Raw genomic sequence first — 24,824 nt, forward strand, 5'->3', positions numbered from 1 at the left:
AGGGACGGGGGGAAGACATGACGGAAATTGCGGGCCTGGTGCTGCCGTTCTTCGGCCTGATCTTTCTCGGCTATCTGACGGCGCGCTTCGTGCATCATCCCGGCGAGGCGATGGGATGGCTGAACACCTTCATCATCTACCTCGCGCTGCCGGCGCTGTTCTTCAAGCTCGTCTCGCGCACGCCGATCGAGCAGCTGGCGCGCGCCGACTTCATCCTGACGACGGTCGGCGCGACCTACATCGTGTTCTCGTTGATCTTCCTCGTCGGCGTCTACATCAGGCGCAACTCCATTGCCGAAGCGACGATCCAGGGCTTCGGCGCAGCCTATGGCAACATCGGCTACATGGGCCCGGGACTGGCGCTGCTCGCACTGGGCGATGCGGCTGCAGTACCGGTGGCGCTGATCTTCAGCTTCGAAAATGCCGCCCATTTTGCCGTAGCACCGGCGATGATGGCGATTGCCGGCGGCGGGCAGCAAAAGCCGCTGGTGCTCGCGACAAGCGTCGCGCGCAAGATCATCCTGCACCCGTTCATCCTGGCGACACTTGCGGGCGTGGTCGCGGCCTTTTTCGCCGTGCAGCCGCCGGTGCCGGTTCAGCGGCTCATCGACTATCTCGCCCAGTGTGCCGCACCCTGCGCACTCTTTGCCATGGGCGTGACGCTGGCACTTCGGCCGATCAAGCGCATTCCCGTCGAGATCGGCTACATCGTTCCGGCGAAATTGGTGCTGCACCCGATTGTGATGTTCACGGCCATGAGCCTGACGGGAAACTACGACCCGATCTGGGTGCAGACCGCGGTGTTGCTGGCCGCATTGCCGACGGCGACGAACGTCTTCGTCATCGGCCATCAATATGGTGTCTGGCAGGAGCGCGCCTCGGCGACGATCCTGATCACCACGACGCTTTCGGTCGCGACCGTGACAGGCCTGCTTTACCTCATCCGCTCAGGCGCTCTTCCGCCCGATCTTTTCCCTTAAGCCCTCCCTCAGGGCGTTGAGCGCGCTGCCCGGATGCACACCTTCGCGCATCAACAAACTACGAAGCGGGCCGACGGCCGAAAGCACATGCATCCCAAGCGCGCGCAGCGCCTGTACCGGCAGGAAGCCGGAAAGCAGCGAGCGATTGAGCAGGTCGACGCTTGCCGTGCGGCTGACGATATCAAGCCGGCGGCGACTGTCGAAGCGGTCGCCAGTATCGGCGGCCAGCGGCTCTCCGCTCGGCGCGCCGATCAGTTCGACAAGTGTCATCACATCGCGAAGGCTGAGGTTGAGCCCCTGCGCCCCGATCGGCGGAAAGGCGTGCGCGGCCTCACCGAGAAGTACGACACGGCCCTTGCCGAAGCGTTGTGCGGTCATGCCCGAGAGCGGGAACGATTGTGGCGTGCCCTCAACGGTCACCTTGCCGAGGATCGATTGCATGCGGTCTTCGACGGCGCGCGACAGCGCCGTGAGATCCAGCATCAGCGTTTGCGCGGCATCGTCGGGCTTGCGCACCCAGACGAGGCTCGAGCGGTTGCCGGGCAGGGGCACCTGGGTGAAGGGCCCGCTTTCGGTGTGAAACTCGGTCGAGATGTTCTGGTGCGGCAACTCGTGCGCAAAATTGAGAACGACCGCCGTCTGCGGATAGGACCAGGTGCTGGCGGCGATCTTTGCCGCTTCGCGCACCGGCGAGCGACGACCATCGGCGCCGACAAGGAGGTTGGCGCTGCACTGGCTGCCATCGGCTAGGTCGATCGTCGCGACGGTATCGGAAAGATCGAAGCCGATCGCCGAGGCGGTGATGCGCGTCAGCGTCGGGCTCGCTTCGGCGCGCTGCCTCAGAATGTTGATGAAGGGCGCGTTCGGTATGTTGTAGCCGAAAGCGTCGAGCCCGACTTCGGAGGCGCGGAAGTTGACCGGCGGCGCACGCAAGAGCCGGCCGGTGCCGTCGAGGATGCGCATGGTCGAGAGCGCTGCGGTCAGTGGCTCGACCTTTTCCCAGAGCTCCAGCGTCTTCAAGTATTCGATTGACTGGTCCATCAGTGCCGTGGTGCGGCCGTCGGCAACTGCAGCCTCCGGGCCGATCAGGGCAACGTGGTAACCAGCGTCGGCAAGCGCTATGGCCGCGAGCGACCCCGCGAGACCCGCGCCGATGATGGCGATGTCGTAGTGATCCATGATGTGAACGAACCCTTTCCGCACGCGTTGAGGCCCTTGGTCCAGCCTCGATCATACCTCTAGTCGCCGCCGACAGCGAAATAAATGGGTAGAATCAGCGCAGAAGCAATTTGCAGGTGTCCACAGGACAATGCTGCGAGCGGACAGTGCAAAGCTTGAATTTTAGTGGCGATGCGTTGCAAAGGGTGCATATTACGCGCAATGCGCCGCAGAGCGGTCGAGGCGGGCTTGAAGCCCGCGCGGAGAAAACAGGCAGGGGTGGGCGGCGTCCGCAGATGAAGTTCTTTAACTACAGACGAGTTCCCTACGCCGAGATCCGCGCCTTTTCCGTGCATATCTTGACTGCTTCGGGATCGTTTCTTGCCTTCCTCGGCGTGGTGGCCGCGGCCGAGCATCGCTTCGTTGATATGTTCTGGTGGCTGGGCCTGGCGCTGCTCGTTGATGGTATCGACGGCCCTATCGCCCGCAAGGTCCGGGTCAAGGAAGTGCTGCCCAACTGGTCAGGCGACACCCTCGACAATGTCATCGACTACGTGACCTATGTCCTGCTGCCAGCCTTTGCGCTCTACCAGAGCGGCATGATCGGCGAGCCTTGGTCCTTCGTGGCCGCCGGTGCGATCGTGGTATCGAGCGCGATCTACTATGCCGACATGGGCATGAAGACGGACGAATATTTCTTCTCCGGCTTCCCTGTCGTCTGGAACATGATCGTCTTTACGCTCTTCGTCATCCAGGCAAGCGAGCTGACGGCGTCGATCGTGGTCTTCGTCTCGGTGGTACTCACCTTCCTACCGATCAATTTCCTGCACCCAGTTCGCGTCCAGCGTCTGCGGCCGTTGAACCTCGGCATCTTTCTCGTCTGGTCGGCGCTCGGCGTCTATGCACTACTCCTGCATTTTGCGACACCGGCCTGGGTCGTGACCGGCTTCGTGCTAACAGGCATCTACCTCTATGTGATTGGCTTCGTGCTGCAGATTTTCCCGAATCTCGGCCGGAATTAGGAGCAGGCAATGGCGCAGGCGATTGTGGTACGCGAACTCGGTGGACCGGAGGTCCTGAAACTGGAAGGCGTCACGCTTTCGCCGCCAGGGCCGGGCGAGGTGCAGATCCGCCAGGTTGCCGTTGGTCTCAACTTCATCGACGTCTACTTTCGCACCGGCCTCTACAAATCCGCCTCGGGCCTGCCCTTCGTGCCGGGCAAGGAAGGCGCGGGTGTGATCACCGCGGTCGGCGATGGTGTCAGTCTTTTTTCGGTCGGCGACCGGGTTGCCTATGCATCGGCTGACGGCGCCTATGCCAGCGAGCGCAACGTCGATGCGTCGCAGCTGGTGAAAGTGCCCGACGGGATCAGTCTCGAGACCGCGGCCGCGATGATGCTGAAAGGCATGACAGCGCAATATCTGCTCAATCAGACCTATCAGGTTGGTCCGGGCACCACGATCCTCTTCCATGCGGCCGCCGGCGGCGTCGGCCTGATCGCCGGACAATGGGCCAAGGCCCTTGGCGCGACTGTCATCGGCACCGCCGGATCGCAGGAAAAAATCGATCTGGCGCTGGCACACGGTTACGACCATGTGATCAACTATCGGACCGATAACTTCGTCGCCAGGGTGAAGGAACTGACGGATGGTCGCGGTGTCGATGTCGTCTATGATTCTGTCGGCCGCGATACCTATCCGGCGTCGCTCGACTGCCTGAAGCCGCGTGGTCTGTGGGTCAGCTTCGGCAATTCGTCCGGTCCGGTGGAGGCGTTCAGCATCGGTATTCTGGCGCAGAAGGGGTCGCTTTTCGCGACCCGTCCGACACTCTTTGGTTACGTTGCTACGCGGCCTGCGCTGGAAGCGTGTGCAAATTCCCTGTTTGATATTGTGCAAAGCAACAAAGTGCGTATCAATATCAATCAGACTTATCCGCTCGCCGACGCAGGACGGGCGCATACGGATCTCGAGACAAGAAAAACGAGTGGAACAACACTGCTGATTCCGTGATCGAAGCCCTAAGGCGGACGCGGATCGACAGAGGGGAAAGAGGGCAGCGTGCCTGTTGAGGGAGTAGCGGCGAACAGTCACCTATTGGCTGTGAGCAACTTAACGAAATTGTTTGGCAGCTTTGCAGCCTGCAATGGGATCAATCTGCAGATTGAACCGGGCGAAATCCACGCCCTTCTCGGCGAAAACGGTGCCGGAAAATCGACCCTGGTGAAGATGCTGTTCGGTGTGTTGGCGCCGACGGCAGGCGAGATCCTCTGGGAGGGTCAGGGCGTGCGCATAGCCAATCCGGCAGCGGCACGCAAGCTCGGCATCGGCATGGTTTTCCAGCATTTTTCGCTGTTTGAGGCGCTGACAGTCGCTGAAAATATTGCGCTTTCGATGGACGCGAACACCTCTCTTGCCAAGGTGGCGGACGAGGCTTCCCGCCTGTCGCACGCCTACGGCCTGCCGCTCGATCCGAAGGCGCATGTGGCCGACCTGTCAGTCGGCGAACGCCAGCGCATCGAGATCGTGCGCGCGTTGCTGCAGAACCCGCGCCTCATCATTCTGGACGAGCCGACCTCGGTCTTGACGCCGCAGGAGGCCGATCGTCTGTTTGAGACCCTCTACAAGCTGAAGGCTGAGGGGCGCTCCGTGCTCTATATCAGCCACCGGCTCGAGGAAGTTCAGCGGATATGCGACCGCGCAACCGTGCTGCGTCATGGCAAGGTGACGGGCGCCTGCGATCCGAAGGCAGAGACACCGTCGTCGCTGGCGCGCATGATGGTCGGCAGTGATGTTGCTGCCGTGACTGCGGAGGGGACGAGCACGAAGGGCCAGGTGCAGCTCGAGGCTCGTCATCTGACGGTTCCCGCGCGCACGCCCTTTGCCGTTTCGTTGAAGAACATCTGTCTCAAGGTTCATGCCGGCGAAGTGCTGGCAATTGCCGGTGTCGCCGGCAACGGCCAGGGCGAGCTTTTCGACGCGCTTTCCGGCGAATTTCCGGTTGCCGACGACAATGCGGTGCAGATCCGCCAGAGACCCGTCGGCAGCCGAAACATCAATGCCCGCCGCCTGATGGGCGCTGGTTTCGTTCCCGAAGAGCGCCATGGTCACGCCGCCGTGTCGGCGCTGCCGCTATCGGACAATCTCGTGCTGGCCCGCAGTCGATCGGACGCCAAGGCATTCCTTGGCGGGGGCTTCCTCAAGGTCATCCGCCGCGATGCGGTGGCGAGCGCCGCAAAGCGCATTTCCGAGGCGATGGATGTGCGCAAGAGCGGCGAAGACCCGCCGGCGGGCTCGTTGTCTGGTGGCAATCTGCAGAAGTTCATCGTCGGCCGCGAACTCGACCGCCAGCCGAGCGTGCTCGTCGTCAATCAGCCGACCTGGGGTGTGGATGCCGGAGCTGCAAGCCGCATCCGCCAGGCGCTCGTCGATCTCGCCAAGGCGGGATCCGCCGTGCTCGTCATCAGCCAGGATCTTGATGAGATCTTCGAGGTGGCGACGGAAATCGCCGTCATCAGCGATGGTCGGCTTTCCGATCCCTATCCGGCGCATGAGCTTTCGCGCGAAAAGATCGGCCTCCTGATGGGCGGCATGTACGGCAAGATGGAAGGCACGGAGGCCGGACATGCGCATTGAACTGGAAAAGCGCCCCAAGGTCTCGACGCTGTTCTCGATCCTGTCGCCGTTCATTGCCTTCCTGCTGACGATCGTCTTCGGCGGCATCATGTTCGCGCTGCTGGGAAAAAACCCGGCGATGGCGCTTTATAGCTTCTTTGTTGAGCCGTTGAGCGAGGTCTGGTCGCTGCACGAACTGGCGATCAAGGCAGCGCCCTTGATCCTGATTGCCGTTGGGCTGTCGGTCTGTTTCCGCTCCAACAACTGGAACATCGGCGCCGAGGGCCAGTTCATCATGGGCGCCATTGCTGGCTCGATCCTGCCGGTGGTCTTCTACGACTGGCAGTCGCCGCTGGTGCTGCCGCTGATGATGCTGATGGGCATGCTCGGTGGCGCGCTCTTTGCCGCGATCCCCGCCTTCCTCAAGGCGCATATGAACACCAACGAGATCCTGACGAGCCTGATGCTGGTCTATGTTGCCCAGCTCTTCCTCGACTGGTTGGTGCGTGGTCCCTGGCGCAATCCGGGCGGCATGAACTTCCCGGAGACGCGCACTTTTGCCGCCGACGCGATCCTGCCGGAGATGATCGCGTCCGGGCGGACCCATTGGGGCTTCGCCTTTGCGATCATCGCCGCGATCCTCGTCTGGTTCATGATGCGTTATACGCTGAAAGGCTTTGAGATCTCCGTCCTTGGCCAATCGGAACGGGCAGGGCGCTTCGCCGGCTTCTCGTCGCGCCGGATGATCTGGTTCTCGATGCTGCTGTCCGGCGCATTTGCGGGCCTCGCCGGCATTTCCGAAGTCAGCGGCGCGATCCAGCAGCTGCGCCCGGTGATTTCGCCCGGCTACGGCTTCACCGCAATCATCGTCGCCTTCCTCGGTCGCCTCAATCCGCTCGGCATCGTCGCCGCCGGCCTGGTTCTGGCGCTCACCTATCTTGGCGGCGAGGCCGCGCAGCTATCGATCGGCGTTTCTGAAAAGGTGACGCGCGTCTTCCAGGGGCTGCTGCTCTTCTTCGTGCTCTCCTGCGATACGCTCATTCACTACCGCATCAGGCTGATCTTTGACCGGTTGACCGCGACCAAGACCGAGGGGAGCCGCTAATGGGTATTGTTGAAGCGATCCTCCTGAGCGTTATTACCGCCGCAACCCCGCTGGTATTGGCCGCTATCGGCGAACTGGTGACGGAGCGATCCGGCGTTCTCAATCTCGGGGTCGAAGGCATGATGATCATGGGGGCGGTGTCGGCCTTCGCGATCACTCAACTAACCGGCTCGCCGTATCTCGGCATGCTTGGAGGCGTGGCCTGCGGTGCGCTCTTCTCGCAGCTCTTCGCCTTCCTGACGCTGACGTTGGTGGCCAACCAAGTGGCGACCGGCCTTGCCCTGACGCTGCTCGGGATCGGCGTTTCCGGCATGCTCGGCGAGAGCTTCCTCGGCATCCAGGGCATCAAGCTGCAGCCGATCGCAATCCCGCTGCTCTCTGAGATTCCCTATCTCGGGCCGCTTCTGTTTCGTCTGGATATCATTTTCTATCTTTCGATTGCGATCGTTGCCGGGGTGAACTGGTTCCTGTTCAAGAGCCGGGCCGGGTTGAAGCTGCGCGCCGTTGGCGACAGCCACGCCTCGGCGCACGCGCTCGGCGTCAACGTCATCCGCACGCGGTATCTGGCCGTGATGTTCGGCGGGGCCTGTGCCGGCCTTGCCGGTGCGCAGCTGTCGCTCGTCTACACGCCGCAATGGGTGGAAAACATGTCGGCCGGCCGCGGCTGGATCGCGCTGGCACTGGTGGTCTTCTCCTCATGGCGGCCCTGGCGGCTGGTGGCCGGCGGTTATCTCTTCGGCGCCGTCTCGATCAGCCAGCTGCACGCCCAGGCCTTCGGCATCGGCATACCATCGCAGTTCCTGTCGTCACTTCCCTATCTCGCGACGATCGTCGTGCTCATCCTCATTTCCCACAACCGGCGCATGACTTTGATCAACACGCCGGCATCGCTCGGCAAACCGTTTGTGCCGGACCGGTGAACGGCTGCATTTCAGACGGACATTTCTCAAACCGACAGAGGTCAAGAAAATGAAGAAACTACTGCTCGTCCTCGCAAGCACCGCGGCCGCGATCGGCTTTGCTACGGGTGCAAGCGCCCAGGAAAAGGCCAAGATCTGCTTCGTCTACGTCGGTTCGAAGACCGATGGTGGCTGGACCCAGGCCCATGACATCGGCCGCCAGGAGCTGGAGAAGGCACTCGGCGACAAGATCGAAACGCAGTTCCTCGAAAACGTACCGGAGGGCCCCGACGCCGAACGTGCGATCGAGCGTCTCGCGCGTTCTGGCTGCGGCCTGATCTTCACGACGTCTTTCGGCTTCATGGATGCGACGATCAAAATCGCCCAGAAGTTCCCAGACGTGAAGTTCGAACACGCAACCGGCTACAAGACCGCCCCGAATGTCGCGACCTATAACAGCCGTTTCTATGAAGGCCGTTACATTCAGGGTCAGATCGCCGCGAAGCTGTCGCAGAAGGGTGTCGCCGGCTACATCGCTTCCTTCCCGATCCCGGAAGTGGTGATGGGCATCAACTCCTTCGTGATCGGCGCACGCTCGGTCAACCCCGACTTCAAGATCAAGGTCGTCTGGGCCAACACCTGGTTTGATCCCGGCAAGGAAGCCGACGCCGCCAAGGCGCTGGTCGACCAGGGCGTTGATATCCTGACGCAGCACACCGACACGACCGCCCCGATGCAGGTTGCGGCCGAGCGCGGCATCAAGGCCTTCGGCCAGGCTTCCGACATGATTGCGGCCGGCCCGACCACTCAGCTGACGGCCATCGTCGATACCTGGGGCGCCTACTACGTCAAGCGCACCCAGGCGTTCCTCGACGGCAAGTGGGAAACGACGTCGAGCTGGGATGGCCTGAAGGACGGCATCCTGACCATGGCGCCCTACACCAACATGCCTGACGACGTGAAGAAGCTGGCCGAGGAAACCGAAGCCAAGATCAAGTCGGGTGAGCTGAAGCCCTTCACCGGCCCGCTGAAGAAACAGGACGGCAGCGAATGGCTTGCAGCCGGCGCGTCTTCGGATGACGGCACTCTGCTTGGCATGAACTTCTACGTCGAAGGTGTCGACGACCAGTTGCCGAAGTAAGCGACGGCCCCGCCGAATACATGCAAACCCCGCCATCTGGCGGGGTTTGTTGTTTTATATCGCGTAAAAGTTGTCATTCGCCGATGGCGTGCACGGAATGCGCTTTTGCGGGGTTGGTAGGGCTTTCCGGAATCGGCGGTTCAAACTACATTCACGTCAGCAAGATTGACGCGAGCTTCGGTCACCGCAACAAGGTGTTGTGGCGCCTCGCATCGACGGAAGTCAGGCAGGGGAGTGCCTGGAGGAGATGGATTGAACAGGAGTTTGCTGGAAACCGTGGTGTCCGGCTCGCGCAAGCGTACCAGTCATGCGCATGTCGTCGATCAACTGGGAAAGGCGATCATATCTGGTGAGTTTCCGGTCGGTTCGATCTTGCCCGGTGATCCGGAACTCGCGGCGCGTTTCAAAGTATCGAGAACGGTGCTGCGCGAGGCGATGAAGACATTGGCTGCCAAGGGGTTGGTTGTACCGCGTGCTCGTATCGGTACGCGCGTGACGCCACGCAACGACTGGAACCTGTTCGACAGCGATATCCTCACCTGGCATTTCGAATGCGGCGTTGACGAAGATTTCCTTTACCACCTGAGTGAAGTGCGCCTGGCCTTCGAGCCGCATGCGGCAGCGCTTGCCGCGCGAAACGCCTCGGAGGCCGAGATCAGCCGCATGATGCGTCTCGCCGTTGCCATGGGCGAGCTGGGGCATACGGCCGAGAGCCTCGCCGTTGCGGATCTGAAATTTCACCTCGCGGTTGCCGAAGCGTCCGGAAATCCCTTCATGCGCACGGTCGGCGGGCTGATCGAAGCGGCGCTCGTCGGCGTGTTCAAGCTGAGTTCGCCCGTTGCCGAAAAAGGCGGGATCGACGAAGTGGCCCGCAATCATATTCGCATCGTCGAGGAAATCGGCCGGCGTGACGAAATGGGCGCGCGGCTCGCGATGGAGAATGTGATCAAGATCGGGCGTGAGCGCGTTCGCAGCGCACTCAGCAGCCGCAACTGATCTTCCTTCTGGTCGGGGTTGTTCAAGAAAAGAGCGATTATCGCTTTCAATGTTCAAGAGATCGCGTCGATTTCAACGCTCCCGCTTGCTCAGATCGCCGGCTGGCCTTATCTGGTGAGGGGCCGTTCCTTGTGGAGCGGCTTTCGTCAACGGTGATCTGGAGACCATGTCCGAGTTTTTTGTCATTTTCGTCCTGCTTTTGATCAATGCATTTTTTGCTCTCTCGGAAATGGCAATCGTCTCGGCAAGCAAGCCCATGCTTCGCCAGATGGCAAAACAGGGAAATCACCGCGCCGAAGTGGCGCTGAGCCTTGCCGAAGATCCAGGCAAGTTTCTTTCGACCGTCCAGGTTGGCATCACGCTTGTCGGCACATTGGCCGGCGCCTACGGTGGCGCGACGATCGCTGCCAAATTCGCCCCTTTGCTCAATGAGATCGCCTGGATCAATCCCTACGGCAACACGGTCGCCGTTGCGCTCGTCGTGACGCTCATCACCTTTCTTTCAGTGGTCATCGGCGAGCTCATCCCGAAGCAATTGGCGCTGAAGAATTCCGAGGCGCTGGCGATGTTCGTCGCGCGCCCGATGCATCTTCTGTCGCGGATCGCGGCTCCGATCGTTTATCTCTTCGAGACTGCGGCTTCGCTCGCCATGCGCCTCCTCGGCATACGTCCGGATGATCCGGACCATGTGACGGAGGAGGAAGTTCATGCGATCATGGCCGAAGGTGTCGAAAGCGGCGCCATCGAGAAGTCAGAGCACGAAATGCTGCGCCGAATCATTCGGCTCGGCGACCGCAACGTCAAATCGATTATGACGCACCGGACCGAGGTGAGCTTCATCGACGTCAACGACAGCCTGGAGACGGTCGGCCGCAAGATCGGTCAGTTCGGCCATTCGCGCTACCCGGTGGTCGATGGCCCGAGCGGTGATGTTCTCGGCGCGGTCCTGGCAAAGGAGCTGTTGAACGCACCGAGCTCCGGTCCGTTCGATGTGCGTCGGTACACTCGCGAGATCCATACGCTGCCGGAGACCGCATCCTGCCTGAAGGCGCTGGAAGCCTTCAAGTCCTCGAGCATCAACATGGCGATGATCGTCGACGAATATGGAAGCACCGAGGGCATCATCACCATCGCTGATATCCTTGAGGCCATCGTTGGTGTGCTGCCCTCCAACTACGACGACATCGAGCATGCGCTGATACGCCAGCGCGAAGACGGCAGCTATCTCGTCGACGGCCGCACGCCGATTGATGAAATCCACCTGACGATCGGTATTGAGGGGATCGACGCGGACGGTAATTTCGAGACGATTGCCGGTTTCCTCGTGCAGCAGCTGCGTAAGACGCCGGAGGAGGGCGATATTGCCACCGCCCACGGGTATCGCTTCGAGGTCGTCGACATGGATGCACGCCGTATCGACAAGATCCTTGTCAGCCGCAGCGACGAAACGACCAGCTGATCCAATCCTCGGAGATGTCAGGTCGGGGCAGACCTGCCCCGGCTTGAGAACGCATCGCTTGCGGTGGCCGGACGGTACCTTGGAGATGAAGTTCCGGGCTACGCCGATTTTCAGATCTTGCAGATTTTCTATTGAATTCAGCGCAGTCTGAGGATGTCGCAGGACGTGCCCAGGGGCGCTTCCTCGGCGTGTGGCGCGCGTACGATCAGGCAGTCGGACTGCGCAAAGACCTTCATCATTGACGAGTCCTGGCGCGAGAAGGGATGGGCGACGAGGTTTCCGTCGCTGTCCCTGGAAAGGCGTGCGCGCACGTAATCCTGCCTGATGTCATTGCCCGGAAGCGGGCTTGCCAGTCGCGCGGTTGCAATGCGTTCCCGTTCCGGCAATCGAGCAAGTTTGCGCACCAGCGGTTCAAGGAAAAGCAGCGAGCAAACGAGGCTGGAGACCGGGTTTCCGGGCAGGCCGAGCACGGTGGCTACGCCAAGCTGTCCAACCATCAGCGGCTTTCCTGGCCGCATCGCGATGCGCCAGAAGTCAAGCGTCATGCCGCAGGCAAGCAGCGTCGCCTGGACCAGGTCATGGTCGCCGACCGAAGCGCCGCCCAGCGTGACGATGACGTCGACATCGGCTCCCTGTGCCCGGGCGACCTGAGCAGCGATCGCCTGCTGGTCATCGCCGACAATGCCGAGGTCGATAACCTCGGCGCCATTGTCGCGCGCAATGGCCGCGACGCCGAAGCTGTTCGAGGCGATGATCTGGTCGTCGCCCGGCTTGCTACCCGGAGGCATGAGCTCGTCGCCGGTTGCAAGGATCGCGACACGTGGGCGCCTGAAGACGGGGAGGTTTGCGTGGTTCATGCCGGCGGCCAAAGTCAGCCGTCCTGCATCGAGCACGTCACCAGCCGAAAGCGCTGCTTCGCCAGCCGTAAAATCCTGGCCCGACAGCCGGATGTGGCGGCCCTTGCCGGGCACGAATTTGGTTCGGATCCGGTTGCCGGGCAGGCGCTCGGTATCCTCCTGGATGATGACAGTATCGGCGCCAGCGGGAAGGGGCGCACCGGTGAAGATGCGAACGGTCTGGCCCGCGGCGACTTCGCCTTTGAAGCGGTGGCCAGCGGCGGATTGGCCGATCACGGTCAATTCAGCGCCGATGGTCTCAATGTCCTGATGGCGAACCGCATAGCCGTCCATCGCCGAATTGTCGAAGGCTGGGTGGGTGACGCGTGCCGGGATGTCCTGCGAGAGCACGCGCCCCAAGCCGTCGTGAAGAGCGACATTCTCTGCCAGGGGCCGCGGAGTCGCGCTGCGGAGAATTCGCTCGAGCGCGTCTTCGACGGAGAGCAGCGACATGGCATCAGTTCCCTTCGCGGCGATAGTCGCCGGACCGGCCGCCGGACTTGCTGACAAGCGTTATGCCGCCGATCTCCATGTCTCGATCCGCGGCCTTTGCCATATCGTAGATGGTGAGACAGGCGACGCTGACCGAGGTCAACGCTTCCATCTCCACACCCGTGCGGCCGGTGAGCTTGGCAAGAGCTTCGACCCTGAGGCCTGGAAGCGTTGGGTCCGGCGTGATGTCAACCGTGACCTTCGTCAGCATCAAGGGATGGCAGAGCGGAATGAGGTTGGCCGTCTGCTTGGCCGCCATGATCCCTGCGAGCCGCGCCGTGCCGATGACATCGCCTTTCTTGGCATCGCCTTCGAGAATGAGCGCCAGCGTTTCGGGCTTCATGCGAACATGGCCTTCGGCGACGGCAACGCGGACGGTTTCGGCCTTGTCGCCGACGTCCACCATGTTCGCTTCGCCGCTGCCACCGAGATGCGTGAGCGTCGGCTTACCCATCACTCGGCCGCCAGTGTGTTTGCTGCGCCGGTCAAGAGGGTGCGCGTCGCCGCTTCGACATCGCTCTTGCGCATCAGGCTTTCGCCGACCAGGAAGGTCGTGATGCCGCTTTTTTCCAGCCGCCGGCAATCCTCGTGCGTGAAGACCCCGCTTTCGCCGACCAGCAGTCGGTCGGCTGGCACCATCGCTGCGAGCTGCTCCGAAACGGCGAGATCGACCTCGAAGGTCCGCAAATTGCGGTTGTTGATACCGACGAGTGGTGAGGCGAGTTTGAGGGCACGTTCCATTTCCTCGGCGTCGTGCACTTCGATGAGCACGTCCATGCCGAGCGTGAACGCGGCGTCTTCGAGGCGGCGCGCATCGTCGTCGCTAAGCGATGCCATGATCAGCAGGATGCAGTCGGCACCCCAGGCGCGCGCCTCGAAAACCTGATAGGTGTCGAACATGAAGTCCTTGCGCAGTGCCGACAGGGCGCAGGCCGCACGCGCGGCTTCAAGGAAAGCAGGTGCGCCTTGAAAGCTCGGTGCATCCGTCAGCACAGAAAGGCATGCGGCGCCGCCGGCTTCGTAAGCCTTGGCGAGCGCCGGCGGATCGAAATCCGGGCGAATGAGGCCCTTGGACGGGCTTGCCTTCTTGATTTCCGCGATCAGCCCGAAGTCGCCGGCCGCCTTGCGCGCGACGAGGGCCTTGTGGAAGCCGCGCGGTGCCGATTGTTCAGCGATGCGCGCCTTGAGATCTTCGAGCGAAACTTGCGATTTCGCGGCTGCGATTTCGTCGCGCTTGTAGGCTTCGATCTTGCGCAGGATATCCGTCATCGTTGCCGATCCTTCCTCAGGCCGCGTTTGAAACGCTGATCAGGCGCTGCAACGCCGTCTTGGCGCCGCCGGTCGACAGCGACTGGCGGGCGAGCGCCATGCCCTCCGTGAGGTCCTTCGCCCGTCCGGCTATCATCAGCGAAGCGGCCGCATTGGCAAGGGAAATGTCCCGGTAGGGGTTCTCGGCACCGTCGAGCACGGCCTGAAGTGCCACGGCATTGTGCGCACCGTCGCCGCCTTTGAGCGCATCGAGCGTCACCGTCTCCAAGCCGAAATCGGCCGGCGTGAGGGTGAAGGTCGATATCTTGCCGTTTTCCAGGGCGGCGACCTCAGTCGTGCCGGTCGTGGTGATTTCGTCGAGGCCTTCGCCATGGACGACCCAGACGTTTTCCGACCCAAGATCACGCAGCACTTCTGCAAGCGGCTGAACCCATTGCGGTGCATAAACACCGACGAGCTGGCGCTTGACGCCGGCCGGATTGGAAAGCGGGCCAAGCAGGTTGAAGATGGTTCGCGTACCGAGCTCCACCCGGGTCGGGCCGACATGGCGCATCGCCGAGTGATGTTGCTGAGCAAACATGAAGCCGACACCCGCCTCGCGAATGCACTGCGAGATGGCCTCAGGGCCGATGTCGAGCTTGACGCCGAGGCACGAGAGCGCGTCAGCAGTGCCCGACTTTGAGCTCAAGGCGCGGTTGCCATGTTTTGCGACCGGCACACCGGCACCCGCGACGATGAGCGCCGCAAGTGTCGAGATGTTGTAGGTGCCCGCGCCGTCACCGCCGGTTCCGACGATATCGACCGCACCGGCCGGCGCCTCGACCGGTAGCATGCGGGCGCGCATCGCGCCGACCGCGCCGACGATTTCGTCGACCGTTTCGCCACGCACGCGCAGCGCCATCAGGAAACCGCCGATCTGCGACGGCGTCGCGGCACCGGACATGATGATTTCGAAGGCGGCGCGCGCGTCTTCGCGGTTCAGCGCCTCGCGGGCGGCGACCTTGGCGACGAATGGCTTGAGATCACTCATCGATCTTTCCTCGGGACCTATCGTTGCGCAATTGCGGTTTCGCCAAGCGTCTGGTTGATGGAAACGCCATAAGCAGCCTGCAGCGTGGCGACCATCTGGTCCAGAATGTCCTCGCCGCTGACACGTGCAAGCGCTTCGATCTGGCGGCTGTCGTCCTGAAGCACGTCCGCCGGACCGGCATTTTCTACCGATGTTACCTGCAGGAGGACCTGTCCCTCACCGCCGATCCCGGGGGCATTGGCGACGTGGCCGTTCGCGCCGGAGAAGGCGGCGGCAACGGCTGCGGGGCTGAGCGCCGCATCCGAAGTGGCGCGCGTCAGGCCGGACTTGGTTTCGACGACGAGGCCGAGCTCTGTCGCGATGTCGGCGAGCTTTGCGCCGCCCTCGACGCGCTGCTTCAGTTCGCCGGCCTTCTTGGCAAGGGCTGCGCGTTGCTGTTCGGCCATCCAGTCGGCTCCGATCTCGTCGCGCGCTTCGTCGAGTGTGCGGTCGCGCGCGGGGATGACCTCATCGAGATCGAACCAGACATAGCCGTCCCGGCCGACGTTCACGGGCAGGGTCTCGGCACCGACGTCCGCCTTGAAGACTTCCTGCAGGAGGGCCGCCTGTTCCGGCAGACCAGCGACGTCGTCGCCGTTCTTGTCCTTGCCGGTTGCGTCGATCGCATCGATGGTCACCAGCTTCAGCTTGAGCTGGTCGGCCACGTCCTTGATCGGGGCGCCGGAAGCACGCTCGTCTTCGATCTTGTCATGCAGGCGCATGACTTCTTCGCTCGCAGCGTTAAGCGCGATGTCCTTGCGCAGCTCTTCCTTGACTTCGTCGAAGCTGCGGACGGTCTCCGGGCGGATGTTCGTCACCCGCAGGATGACCGGACCGAAGGCGCCGTCAACAACCGGGGTTACGCCGCCGTTGGCCGGAACGGCGAAGGCCGCCTCGGCGATCTTGGCGTCCGGCACGCGATCCTTCGTGAATTCCCCAAGCAGAACGTCCGCAGAGGTCTTGCCCTCGGCTTTCGCGAGATCGTCGAAGCTCGTGCCCGAGGAGAGCTTGGCTGACGCAGCGTCAGCTGCCGCACGCGAGGGGAAAGCGAGTTGCTCTATGGTCCGCGACGCGGCGGCCCGGAAGCTCTCCTTGCGGCGATCGTATTCGGTGCGGATCTCGTCGTCGGTCACGGTCGCGGTATCGGCTACGTCTGCCGGTTCGAGCTTGACAAAGCTGATCTTGCGGTACTCCGGCGCGCGATAGTTCGCTTTGCGGCTGTCGTACCAGGGCGTAAGGACGTCATCGCCGGGTGCCTTGACCGGATCGATATTGGCGTTCGAGAGCAGCAAATAGTCGAGGGCCCGCTTTTCGTGGCGGTAGGCGCCGATGGCATCTGTCAAAACCTTAGGCGCTACGTAGCCATCTGAAAGCGCATCGACGATCTGAGAACGGATGGCGGTCTGGCTCTGGCTGTTGATGTAGTCCTGTTCGCGCAGGCCGGCATTGCGCAGCACGCTTGAGAAGGTCAGTCGGTCGAACTGCCCGTTGACGCTGTGGAACGCCGGGTCATCGGCAATCAGCTTGGCAAGGCGATCCTGCGACAGACCGAGATTCATGTCGTTGGCGAGTTGGTCGAGTGCGGCACCGGCGACGATCTGCGAGTAGACCCGCTGCTCGATGCCGAAGGCACGGGCCTGCTGCGGCGTCAGCCTCGTTCCGAGCTGGCGAGAGGCCTGCGCCAGCATGGTCTCGTAGGCGAGCCGGAATTCCGGAGCCTTGACCTTGACGTCGCCGACGGTCACGACCGCATCCGACTGGTTCGTCATCGTCAGCGATGAGCCGCCCCACACCATGAACGACAGCACGAGAATGACTAGCAGGCCTTTGACGACCCAGGTCTGGGCGGCAGTTCTCAGGAATTCGAGCATGGGGGCAGAAACCTCGTTGCATTGCGGTGGCTGTTCGCCAAAACGAAATCGTTCCTTAAAACAAACGAAACAGGAAATGAAGGGTGGTTTGCCGCAAATTGCGCCCGCTCACGGGATCGTTCACCCGTTCCAATCGTCTGCATTTTCAACGCCTGCCGCGGAGTGTCCGGGCTGAGCGTCCTCTGGGCCTACTGGATGCGTCGCTCGAGCTGGCGTGGGCGGCATAATTGATGTCGGATTCATTAGCCGGCAACTGAAATATATCTGTCACATTGGCTCGAATACGCCTTGAAACTGTGGTTTTGTTGCGGGGGGCCGGGCGATTCTGGCAGGCCCGCAGAAAGACACGCCAATGCAGTCAACAATCGTAATGGTTAACCTGTTTGGAGCAGTGGCGCTGCTGCTCTTCGGCCTATCCCTCGTCAAGGACGGGGTGACGCGTGCGTTCGGGGCGCGGTTGCGCGCCGGGCTCGCACAGGGAACCGACGGATCCATCCGCTCCTTCGCGACGGGACTTGTCGCAACGCTCGCTCTGCAAAGCTCGACCGCCACGGCGCTGATGACCGCGTCCTTCGTCGAGAAGGGGCTCATCCGCTCGCGCATGGCGCAGATCGTCTTGCTTGGCGCCAACCTGGGCACCGCGATGACCGCCTGGATCGTCGCGACCGGCATCGAGTGGCTGTCGCCGCTTGTCATTCTCGTCGGGGTCGTCTTGCACCGAGCCAGCCGCTCGAACGCGCGGCAGGGCCTTGGCGCCGCGTTCGTAGGCATCGGCCTGATGCTCCTGTCGCTGCACCTGCTCGGCGCTGCAACCGAGCCGATGCGTGATTCCCCGGCCTTGGCGACATTCCTTGCAATGCTCGACAGCGCCTGGCCGGTCGCGCTGATCATTTCGGCTGGCCTTGCCTTCGCATCCTCGTCCAGCCTCGCAGTCGTCATGCTGGTGCTGTCGCTCTCCTCAGCGGGTATCCTGACCGTCGGGCTGACGGTGGCGCTTGTGCTTGGCGCCAACCTTGGCGGCGCCATCCCACCTGTCATGGCGACCCTTGCTTCGGCGCCGTCTGCCCGGAGGGTCACCCTCGGCAATCTCGTCGTTCGCGCCATCGGCTGTTTGATCGCGCTGCCGCTGACGAGTGTGAGCGTCGAGTTTCTCCAGAGCTTGCCGCTGCCGCGGCAGAACCTTCCGGTCGACATTCATCTCGCCTTCAATCTGGCCGTGGCTGTCCTTGCCTGGCCCTTTGCCGGATTGCTGTCGCAACTGATGGTTCGTTTCATCCCGGACGGCGAGGCGGAGGAGACCGGCCCGCGTTATCTCGACGTGGCCACGCTGCACACGCCCGTGATGGCGCTTTCCGGGGCCACCCGCGAGGTGCTGCGCGTTGGCGATCTGGTCGAAATGATGCTCATGCGTGCCGCAAACGCCTTCAACAACAACGACCTCTCGGATATTCGCGACATTGGCAAGTTCGAGAAGCAGGTGGACCAGTTGCAACAGGAAGTGAAGATCTTCCTGTCTCGGCTGGGGCGGGACGGTTTGAGCGCCGAGGACGGTCGCCGCTCGATCGTGATCATCGATTACGCCATCAACCTCGAGCACATGGGTGATATCATCGAGAAAGGGCTCTGCGAACAGATCGCCAAGAAGGTCAACAACGGCCTGAAGTTCTCGGAGGAGGGGTATCAGGAGCTGAAGAGCCTCTTCAATCTGACGATCGACAATCTTCGCGTTGCGCAGACCATCTTCGTCACGCGCAACGCTGATCTCGCCAAGCAACTGATCGAGGTGAAGGTAAACGTCCGTCATATGGAGAAACGCTCGGCCGAAAGGCATATCGAGCGGCTGCGAGACGGGCTGGTCCAGAGCTTGCAGACGAGCTCTCTTCACCTCGATATGCTGCGCGACTTGAAGCGCGTCAACGCCCATATCGCATCCGTCGCTTACCCGATCCTTGAAGAGAGTGGGCTGTTGAGCGAGAGCCGGCTGCGGCCGGGCGCCTGATTATTGCCGCCTATGAACTCGATGGTCCTGGCGCCGGTTTTCAAGCCATTGCGTATGAAAGCGTCATAGCATTTCGTCAGTGTGATGCGGTTGTGGCTCGGCTCGAGGCTTGGCAGGTAGAGCGACAACAATGTTCTGTTGACGTTGGTGACAGGGCATGTCGGCACCAACGCGATGTCGACGGCGCTGATGGCGGCGCGAACGTTCTGATCCGGCGGCGGAATGGCGCGGAACGGATCAGCGCCGATCGCCACATGCCGAGGGGCGCTACGGTCCATCAACCAGGGGAACGGGTTGCTGAAGTCGACATTGAAGATCGTCCCGAAGCGCACGCCGTTGGCAGCTTCATACGCCCGGATCGCGTCGACGGCCTCGTCTGCATTCGCCAGCCAGCCGGCCTGGAAGTCGAAGTCGCTGTAGAGCAGAAATGACGGCAATTCGCCCGCTTCGGCAAAGGCGTCGAACGCAGGTCGTTGTGCGGCGTAGATTTCGCGCAAGCGCCCGGCGCGCAGCGCCAGGATCGGCCGGAGATTCACCGCCCCCATCGTTTTGAGATTGCGGCTTTCCAGCGGTACGTTGTTGATCGCGCCGACCCAGGCACGGGCGCTTTTTTGCACGACTGCTGTGGCCGGCGGCAAGGCCGCGGCGAACGCGAGGACGGCTATGCCGATTGCGAGTGGCCGGGACCGGGCGGCTTTGACCTCATCGATGACAAGCTTGAGCAGCAACGGCAGCAGGAAGATGAAGGCCTGGCTGCCGGTGTTCTGGCTCTCGAAGAGAATGCCGGCGACAACAAAGGCGGCAAGCCACAAGAGCGGCTGGTCGAGCACCTTGGCGCCTGCAGCAATAGACGGTCCCTCGCCAAGCTGTCGCAGCGATTGGGTAAAGGACCCAAGGTGGGCGCCAAATAGCAACAGGCAGAGCAGTCCGGCCGGGATCAGCAAGCCGGCATTGAGCGAAGCTGCCTGCAGCAGACGCGGCAACAGGCTGCCGTCGTTGACGGAAAGCAGCGCAAGAATATCGGCGAGATAGGCTGAAACCCCACCAAGCGAAACTTCGACGATTGCAAGTATGGCGAAGACCATCAGTGCCGCTGCCATCGCCAATCTGAAGGGCAGGCGTCCCGCCGCAACGGCCATGAGACACAGCACCGTGCCGGCTACGGCGCCGGTGATCTTCACGAAGAAGAGGGCTGCCATGGCACCGGCGACTGTGAGCACGAGCAGCCAGCGGTCGCGCACGTGGATCAATGCCGCCGCCAGCACATAAAGCAGCTGGCAAACCTGGCGGTTGTAGATGCCGAAGCCGTCGGAGCCGGGATAGGGATAGAAATCGCCGGTATTGAACGGCAGCACCGAGAAGACCAGGAACGGCACGAGGATCGCATAGGCGAGGCCTTTCGAACGCTTCTGGACATCGAGGATGACGAGGGCGATCAATGGCCCGCTGACGAGGAGCAGGCACCAGCTTGCGAGCAGCAACGGCTGGCCGTTGGAAAAGATGCTCTGCAGGCCGGTGAAAAGGTAGTAGCCGAGGGCGCCGACGGGCGTGAAGAAGTCGACCGAGGGAACTTGGCCTTCGCGAATGCGGTTGGCAGCATCGAGATAAAGATAGTGATCCCAGAACATCGGGCCGATCGGCTGCGGGATTGTGAAGGTGAGCAGAAGTCCCAGCACAACGAAGGCGAGGGCAAGCAGCAGGAGCGGCGAGCGAGCGAAAAGCAAGGCTTCGCCTCTGGCGCTTGCTGATGTGTCGAGTTCGGTGCGGCTGTGCATTGCGGCTTCGTTCTCCCGAGGGGAGCGATGCACCCGCACTGCTTGCTGACACAGGCTCCGCGCTTCCTTATGCCATCATCGGGTTTTAAGCCGGTTAATGCGACGTGATTGTGCGAATTATGCTTCTCGCAATATCTTGCTGCTAGCACGGCGCCGAATCGGGCGCGATTTTGTACTTGAGCTGATTCCGATTTAAGGAATTGTACGAAGGGCTTTGTCCCGCAAAAGACCAAGGAGAGATACATGGAACGGACGTGCCTGGCCGTCATTTTGGCTGCGGGTGAAAGCACACGGATGAAGTCGTCCATGTCGAAGGTGCTGCATCCGGTGGCCGGCCGGCCGATGATCGCCCATGTCGTCGAGGCCCTGGCGAGCGCCGCGATTACCGATATCGCTCTCGTCGTCGGCCGTGATGCCGAAGCAGTTTCGGCCGCCGCCGATATCGGCAATATCCCGATCTCGTCCTATCTGCAGACAGAACGACTCGGCACGGGTCATGCCGTTCTTGCGGCCCGCGAAGCCATCGCGAAAGGCTATGACGATGTTCTCGTCGTCTTCGGCGATACGCCGCTGATTAAGCCGGAGCCACTGAAGGCGGCCCGCGAGGGGCTCGCCGCCGGCAACGATGTGGTGGTGATCGGCTTCGAGGCGGCGGATCCGACCGGTTACGGTCGTCTGATCGTCAAGGACGGTGCCCTGCTCGCCATTCGCGAACATAAGGATGCGACGGATGAAGAGCGCCGCATCACCTATTGCAACGGCGGCCTGATGGCGATCAATGGCCGCAAAGCACTCGACCTACTCGACCGCATCGGCAACGCCAATGTCAAGGGCGAGTACTATCTGACCGACCTCGTTGAGATTGTCCGCGCGATCGGCGGTCACGCAATCGCGGTCGAAGCTCCTGAGGAGGAGCTGACCGGCTGCAACACGCGCGCCGAGCTCGCCTACATCGAGCGGCTTTGGCAGCAGCGTCGCCGCCACGAGCTGATGCTGTCCGGCGTGTCGATGATCGCGCCGGAAACGGTGTTCCTCGCTTGGGACACAGTGCTCGAACAGGATGTGCTGATCGAGCCCAATGTCGTCTTCGGTCCCGGCGTGCGCATCGAAAGTGGCGCGGTCATCCACGCCTTCTCCCATGTCGAAGGTGCGACGGTCCGTGCCGAAGCGACCGTCGGCCCGTTCGCGCGGCTGCGTCCGGGGGCAGATCTTGGCGAGAAGTCTAAGGTCGGCAATTTCTGCGAGGTCAAGAAGGCGGAGATCGGTGCGGGCGCCAAGGTCAATCACCTGACCTATATCGGCGATGCATTCGTCGGTGCCGGTTCAAACATTGGTGCAGGTACGATCACCTGCAACTATGATGGCGTGAACAAGCACGAGACGCGGATCGGCGAAAATGCCTTCATCGGTTCGAATTCCTCGCTGGTAGCGCCGGTAGCGATCGGTGACGGTGCATTGGTGGCGTCGGGCAGCGTGATTACCGAGGATGTTCCGGCGGACGCCGTTGCCTTCGGCCGTGCGCGTCAGGAAATCAAGCCGGGCCGGGCGAAGTTGCTGCGCGAGCGCTACGAGGCGGTGAAGGCGGCGAAGAAAGCTGCGAAAGCGGCTGGATAGATCGCGCGTTAAATACTGAAACCGAAAGTGAAATCGGGGCGGATTGCCTCGCCCGGCAAATGCTTTACCAAGGCAACGCGCCGGGTGGGAGATCCGCCCTCGTTGGTTGAAGCGCTGCGATTGGCGCGGAACGAATTCGGAGAACACTATGTGCGGTATTGTTGGCATCGTCGGCAACCAGGCGGTATCGGAGCGACTGGTCGATGCGCTGAAGCGCCTCGAATATCGAGGCTATGATTCCGCCGGTGTCGCCACCGTCGTTGACGGAAAGCTGGAGCGCCGGCGCGCCGAGGGCAAGCTGGTGAACCTCGAGATCCGCCTGCGCGAGGACCCGCTCGCCGGCACGATCGGTATCGCCCACACGCGCTGGGCAACCCATGGCGCACCGACCGAGCGCAATGCGCATCCGCATTTCACCGATGGCGTTGCCGTCGTGCACAACGGCATCATCGAGAACTTCGCCGCGCTGAAGGACGAACTGACCGCGGCGGGAGCCAAGTTCGAAACGGACACCGACACTGAGGTTGTGGCGCATCTGCTCTCAAAGTTCCGTCGCGAAGGGCTTGGGCGGCGCGAGGCGATGCACGCGATGCTGAAGCGGGTCACCGGTGCCTATGCGCTGGCCGTGCTTTATCAGGATGATCCCTCGACGATCATGGCGGCACGCAACGGCCCGCCGCTCGCAATCGGCCATGGCAAGGGCGAAATGTTCCTCGGCTCGGATGCGATCGCGCTTTCGCCTTTCACCAACGAGATCACCTACCTCATCGACGGTGACTGGGCGGTGATCGGATCGAACGGCGTGCACATCTTCGATCTCGCCGGCAATGCCGTTGACCGGCCGAAGCAGCTGTCGCTCGCCGCCGCCTACATGATCGACAAGGGCAATCACCGCCACTTCATGGAAAAGGAGATCTATGAACAGCCGGAGGTGATCTCGCACGCGCTCGGTCACTATATCGACTTTGCCGGCAATCGCATCAAGGCATCGGACGGCGCCATCGATTTTGCCAAGGTGCCGAGCCTCGCCATCTCGGCCTGCGGCACGGCCTATCTTGCCGGCCTCGTCGGCAAGTACTGGTTCGAGCGTTACGCCCGCCTGCCGGTCGAAATCGATGTCGCGTCGGAGTTCCGCTACCGCGAGATCCCGCTGTCGCCTGAGGCGGCGGCGCTGTTCATCTCGCAGTCCGGCGAAACGGCCGACACGCTGGCCTCGCTGCGCTACTGCAAGGATCTGGGCCTGAAGATCGGCGCCGTCGTCAACACGCGCGAATCGACGATCGCGCGCGAGTCCGATGCCGTCTTTCCGATCCTCGCCGGCCCGGAAATCGGCGTCGCCTCGACCAAGGCGTTTACCTGCCAGCTTGCCGTACTGGCGTCGCTGGCGATCGGCGCCGGCCGCGCCCGGGGTACGGTGAGCGCGGAGGAGGAGCAGATACTGGTTCGTCACCTCTCGGAAATGCCGCGCATCATGGGGCAGGTGTTGAACGCCGTTCAGCCGAAGATCGAGCTTCTGTCGCGCGAACTCTCGAAGTGCCGCGACGTGCTCTATCTCGGCCGTGGCACCAGCTTCCCGCTGGCCATGGAAGGCGCGCTCAAGCTCAAGGAAATCTCTTACATTCACGCCGAAGGTTATGCCGCCGGCGAACTGAAGCACGGGCCGATCGCCCTCATTGACGAGAACATGCCCGTCATCGTCATTGCCCCGCATGACCGTTTCTATGAAAAGACGGTGTCCAACATGCAGGAAGTGGCAGCGCGCGGCGGGCGGATCATTCTGATCACCGATGAGAAGGGGGCGGCAGCCTCCAAGCTCGAGACCATGGCAACGATCGTACTGCCTGATGTCGATGAGGTCATTGCGCCGATGATCTTCTCGCTGCCGATCCAGTTGCTTGCCTATCATACGGCGGTGTTCATGGGCACCGACGTCGACCAGCCCCGCAACCTCGCCAAATCGGTGACCGTCGAATGATCTATATCCGGCAGGAGCGCCCGGGCGACGAAAAGGCGATCCACGACGTGACCGCGGCTGCCTTCGAGGGACATCCGCACAGCGACCAGAGCGAGCCGTTCATCATCGAACGCCTGCGCGAAGCCGGTGCGCTCAGCGTGTCGCTGGTTGCGGAGAAGGACGAAGAGGTTGTCGGTCATGTCGCCTTCTCGCCGGTGACGCTGACGCCTGTGGAACCTGGCTGGTTTGGTCTCGGTCCGGTCTCGGTCAAGCCTGATGTTCAGGCGCAGGGCATAGGCAGGCAGTTGATCCGCGAGGGCCTCGAATGGCTGCGTGCCGAGGGTGCTTCCGGCTGCGTCGTCGTCGGCGATCCCGCCTATTATCAAAAGTTCGGCTTCCGCAACGAATCGGCTCTTGTATTCCCCGGTTGTGCGCCGCAATATTTCATGGCGCTGGCTCTTTCCGGTGCGATGGCGGCCGGCACGGTCGCCTATCATCCGGCCTTCGGGGTGGAGTGAGGTTAAGACGGAAGAAGC

20 protein-coding genes are annotated in these 24,824 nt (G+C 62.1%); 13 read left to right on the top strand and 7 right to left on the bottom strand.

Features of this window, described 5'->3' with window-relative positions:
- Positions 1-17: 17 nt before the first annotated feature.
- Positions 18-980 (top strand): AEC family transporter, encoded by a 963-nt coding sequence (locus BBX50_RS24765; RefSeq protein ID WP_065777944.1) that lies wholly within the window; start codon positions 18-20, stop codon positions 978-980.
- Here BBX50_RS24765 and BBX50_RS24770 read toward each other — a convergent pair.
- Complete coding sequence (locus tag BBX50_RS24770; RefSeq protein ID WP_065777945.1) at positions 948-2,159, bottom strand: UbiH/UbiF family hydroxylase; 1,212 nt, start codon at positions 2,157-2,159, stop codon at positions 948-950. The genes BBX50_RS24765 and BBX50_RS24770 overlap by 33 nt on opposite strands.
- Positions 2,160-2,434: 275 nt before the next feature.
- On the opposite strand from BBX50_RS24770, the gene pcsA reads away from it, so the two are divergent.
- The 8 genes from pcsA (at position 2,435) to BBX50_RS24810 (ending at position 11,349) form a co-directional block, all read left to right on the top strand.
- The gene (pcsA, locus tag BBX50_RS24775; protein WP_065777946.1) at positions 2,435-3,160 is read left to right on the top strand and encodes a phosphatidylcholine synthase; all 726 of its coding nucleotides are present in this window, start codon (positions 2,435-2,437) and stop codon (positions 3,158-3,160) included.
- 9 nt (positions 3,161-3,169) lie between these two features.
- Complete coding sequence (locus tag BBX50_RS24780; protein ID WP_065777947.1) at positions 3,170-4,147, top strand: quinone oxidoreductase; 978 nt, start codon at positions 3,170-3,172, stop codon at positions 4,145-4,147.
- A 48-nt stretch (positions 4,148-4,195) separates the two neighbouring features.
- Entirely contained in the window at positions 4,196-5,770 is a 1,575-nt protein-coding gene (locus BBX50_RS24785; RefSeq protein ID WP_065777948.1) for an ABC transporter ATP-binding protein, read from the top strand.
- Complete coding sequence (locus tag BBX50_RS24790) at positions 5,760-6,854, top strand: ABC transporter permease (RefSeq protein ID WP_065777949.1); 1,095 nt, start codon at positions 5,760-5,762, stop codon at positions 6,852-6,854. The genes BBX50_RS24785 and BBX50_RS24790 overlap by 11 nt, the downstream gene beginning before the upstream one ends.
- The gene (locus BBX50_RS24795; RefSeq protein WP_065777950.1) at positions 6,854-7,774 is read left to right on the top strand and encodes an ABC transporter permease; all 921 of its coding nucleotides are present in this window, start codon (positions 6,854-6,856) and stop codon (positions 7,772-7,774) included. The genes BBX50_RS24790 and BBX50_RS24795 overlap by 1 nt, the downstream gene beginning before the upstream one ends.
- Before the next feature lie 49 nt (positions 7,775-7,823).
- Positions 7,824-8,894 carry a BMP family ABC transporter substrate-binding protein gene (locus tag BBX50_RS24800; RefSeq protein ID WP_065777951.1) on the top strand — a complete coding sequence of 357 codons (1,071 nt, stop codon included), beginning with the start codon at positions 7,824-7,826 and terminating at the stop codon, positions 8,892-8,894.
- A 252-nt stretch (positions 8,895-9,146) separates the two neighbouring features.
- Entirely contained in the window at positions 9,147-9,890 is a 744-nt protein-coding gene (locus BBX50_RS24805) for a FadR/GntR family transcriptional regulator (RefSeq protein ID WP_065777952.1), read from the top strand.
- Between the two features lie 166 nt (positions 9,891-10,056).
- Complete coding sequence (locus BBX50_RS24810; protein WP_065777953.1) at positions 10,057-11,349, top strand: hemolysin family protein; 1,293 nt, start codon at positions 10,057-10,059, stop codon at positions 11,347-11,349.
- 137 nt (positions 11,350-11,486) lie between these two features.
- Here BBX50_RS24810 and glp read toward each other — a convergent pair whose 3' ends face one another.
- From glp to BBX50_RS24835, 5 genes are read right to left on the bottom strand one after another with little or no spacing between them, the layout of a single operon-like run.
- Complete coding sequence (gene glp, locus BBX50_RS24815; RefSeq protein ID WP_065777954.1) at positions 11,487-12,698, bottom strand: gephyrin-like molybdotransferase Glp; 1,212 nt, start codon at positions 12,696-12,698, stop codon at positions 11,487-11,489.
- Between the two features lie 4 nt (positions 12,699-12,702).
- Positions 12,703-13,191 (bottom strand): cyclic pyranopterin monophosphate synthase MoaC, encoded by a 489-nt coding sequence (gene moaC, locus BBX50_RS24820; RefSeq protein ID WP_065777955.1) that lies wholly within the window; start codon positions 13,189-13,191, stop codon positions 12,703-12,705.
- Entirely contained in the window at positions 13,191-14,006 is an 816-nt protein-coding gene (trpC, locus tag BBX50_RS24825; protein ID WP_065777956.1) for an indole-3-glycerol phosphate synthase TrpC, read from the bottom strand. The genes moaC and trpC overlap by 1 nt, the downstream gene beginning before the upstream one ends.
- Before the next feature lie 16 nt (positions 14,007-14,022).
- Positions 14,023-15,036 carry an anthranilate phosphoribosyltransferase gene (trpD, locus tag BBX50_RS24830; protein ID WP_065777957.1) on the bottom strand — a complete coding sequence of 338 codons (1,014 nt, stop codon included), beginning with the start codon at positions 15,034-15,036 and terminating at the stop codon, positions 14,023-14,025.
- 17 nt (positions 15,037-15,053) lie between these two features.
- The gene (locus BBX50_RS24835) at positions 15,054-16,946 is read right to left on the bottom strand and encodes a SurA N-terminal domain-containing protein (protein ID WP_065777958.1); all 1,893 of its coding nucleotides are present in this window, start codon (positions 16,944-16,946) and stop codon (positions 15,054-15,056) included.
- 352 nt (positions 16,947-17,298) lie between these two features.
- Here BBX50_RS24835 and BBX50_RS24840 point away from each other — a divergent pair, with 352 nt between their 5' ends.
- On the top strand, positions 17,299-18,945 hold the full coding sequence (locus BBX50_RS24840) for a Na/Pi cotransporter family protein (protein ID WP_065777959.1): 1,647 nt from the start codon (positions 17,299-17,301) through the stop codon (positions 18,943-18,945).
- Here the strand turns inward: BBX50_RS24840 and BBX50_RS24845 are convergent.
- The gene (locus BBX50_RS24845; RefSeq protein WP_065777960.1) at positions 18,885-20,720 is read right to left on the bottom strand and encodes a hypothetical protein; all 1,836 of its coding nucleotides are present in this window, start codon (positions 20,718-20,720) and stop codon (positions 18,885-18,887) included. The genes BBX50_RS24840 and BBX50_RS24845 overlap by 61 nt on opposite strands.
- A 243-nt stretch (positions 20,721-20,963) precedes the next feature.
- On the opposite strand from BBX50_RS24845, the gene glmU reads away from it, so the two are divergent.
- The 3 genes from glmU to BBX50_RS24860 all read left to right on the top strand — a co-directional run bounded on the left by glmU (position 20,964) and on the right by BBX50_RS24860 (position 24,806).
- Positions 20,964-22,334, top strand: a complete 1,371-nt coding sequence (glmU, locus tag BBX50_RS24850) for a bifunctional UDP-N-acetylglucosamine diphosphorylase/glucosamine-1-phosphate N-acetyltransferase GlmU (protein ID WP_065777961.1) — start codon at positions 20,964-20,966, stop codon at positions 22,332-22,334.
- A gap of 148 nt (positions 22,335-22,482) precedes the next feature.
- Positions 22,483-24,309, top strand: a complete 1,827-nt coding sequence (gene glmS, locus BBX50_RS24855) for a glutamine--fructose-6-phosphate transaminase (isomerizing) (RefSeq protein WP_065777962.1) — start codon at positions 22,483-22,485, stop codon at positions 24,307-24,309.
- Positions 24,309-24,806: an N-acetyltransferase gene (locus tag BBX50_RS24860; protein WP_065778030.1), complete on the top strand. Its 498-nt coding sequence runs from the start codon at positions 24,309-24,311 to the stop codon at positions 24,804-24,806. The genes glmS and BBX50_RS24860 overlap by 1 nt, the downstream gene beginning before the upstream one ends.
- The last annotated feature ends 18 nt before the right edge of the window (positions 24,807-24,824 follow it).

This window comes from Ensifer sp. LC11 (assembly GCF_001695835.1).
In the GTDB taxonomy this organism is placed as follows: Bacteria; Pseudomonadota; Alphaproteobacteria; order Rhizobiales; family Rhizobiaceae; genus Ensifer.